At 65.7% G+C, this 1,656-nt stretch carries 1 protein-coding gene; it reads left to right on the plus strand.

The annotated features are described in order from the left end of the window. Positions 1 to 1,609 (plus strand): molecular chaperone DnaK (dnaK, locus tag AB4Y86_RS18490; RefSeq protein WP_441403600.1); only part of this gene is annotated, 1,609 nt, incomplete at its 5' end. Positions 1,610 to 1,656: the final 47 nt, after the last annotated feature.

Below are 1,656 nucleotides of genomic sequence, written 5' to 3' on the forward strand. Positions count from 1 at the left end.
GAAGTACACCGCGCAGGAAATCTCCGCCCGCATCCTGATGAAGCTCAAGAACGACGCCGAATCGTACCTGGGTGAGAAGGTCACCGACGCCGTGATCACCGTCCCCGCGTACTTCAACGACGCCGAGCGCCAGGCCACCAAGGAAGCCGGCGAAATCGCGGGCCTCAAGGTCCTCCGCATCGTCAACGAGCCGACCGCGGCCGCCCTGGCCTACGGTCTGGACAAGGGCAAGGAAGACGAACTCATCCTGGTCTTCGACCTCGGTGGCGGAACGTTCGACGTCTCCCTCCTCGAAGTAGGCAAGGACGAAGACGACTTCTCCACCATCCAGGTCCGCTCCACCGCCGGTGACAACCGACTCGGCGGCGACGACTGGGACCAGCGCGTCGTGGATTACCTGCTGAACCAGCTCAAGGTCAAGGGCATCGACCTGTCCAAGGACAAGATCGCCCTGCAGCGCCTGCGTGAGGCTTCAGAGCAGGCCAAGAAGGAGCTCTCCTCCTCCTCGAGCACCAACGTCTCCCTCCAGTACCTCTCCGTCACCCCCGACGGCCCGGTCCACCTGGACGAGCAGCTGACCCGTGCCAAGTTCCAGGACCTGACCAAGGACCTGCTCGAGCGCACCAAGAAGCCGTTCCACGATGTCATCAAGGAAGCCGGCATCAAGCTGTCCGACATCGACCACATCGTGCTGGTCGGCGGTTCCACCCGCATGCCCGCCGTCTCCGAGCTGGTCAAGGAACTGGCCGGCGGCAAGGAGCCGAACAAGGGCGTCAACCCGGACGAGGTCGTCGCCGTCGGCGCCGCGCTGCAGGCCGGTGTCCTGAAGGGCGAGCGCAAGGACGTGCTGCTGATCGACGTCACCCCGCTGTCCCTGGGCATCGAGACCAAGGGCGGTGTCATGACGCACCTGATCGAGCGCAACACGGCCATCCCCACCAAGCGCAGCGAAACCTTCACCACCGCTGACGACAACCAGCCGTCCGTCGCGATCCAGGTCTTCCAGGGCGAACGCGAGTTCACCCGCGACAACAAGCCGCTGGGCACCTTCGAGCTGACCGGCATCGCGCCGGCTCCGCGCGGCGTCCCGCAGGTCGAGGTCACCTTCGACATCGACGCGAACGGCATTGTGCACGTCTCCGCGAAGGACAAGGGCACCGGCAAGGAGCAGTCGATGACCATTACGGGCGGCTCCAGCCTCTCCAAGGAGGACATCGACCGCATGGTCCGCGACGCCGAGGAGCACGCGGCAGAGGACAAGGCCCGCCGCGAGGCGACCGACACCCGCAACACTGCGGAGCAGCTCGCCTACTCCGTGGACAAGCTGATCGCCGACAACGCCGACAAGCTGCCGGAAGAGGTCAAGACCGAGGTCCAGGCCGACGTCGACGCCCTCAAGGCAGCGCTGGAAGGCACGGACGACGCCGCCGTCAAGACCGCGTTTGAGAAGCTCCAGGCTTCCCAGACCAAGCTCGGCGAGGCTATCTACGCCCAGCCCGGAGCCGCAGACGGCGCCGCCGGCGCCCAGGGTGCTCCGGCCGGCGAGCACGCGGCTTCCGACGAGGACATCGTTGACGCCGAGATCGTTGACGAAGACGAGAAGAAGTAGCCATGCCGCACCACGGTAACGAAGAAGAGCACAGCGCTTCCGGGGAC

The sequence above is a fragment of the Arthrobacter sp. 2YAF22_2 genome (assembly GCF_052114645.1).
Taxonomy (GTDB): domain Bacteria; phylum Actinomycetota; class Actinomycetes; order Actinomycetales; family Micrococcaceae; genus Arthrobacter.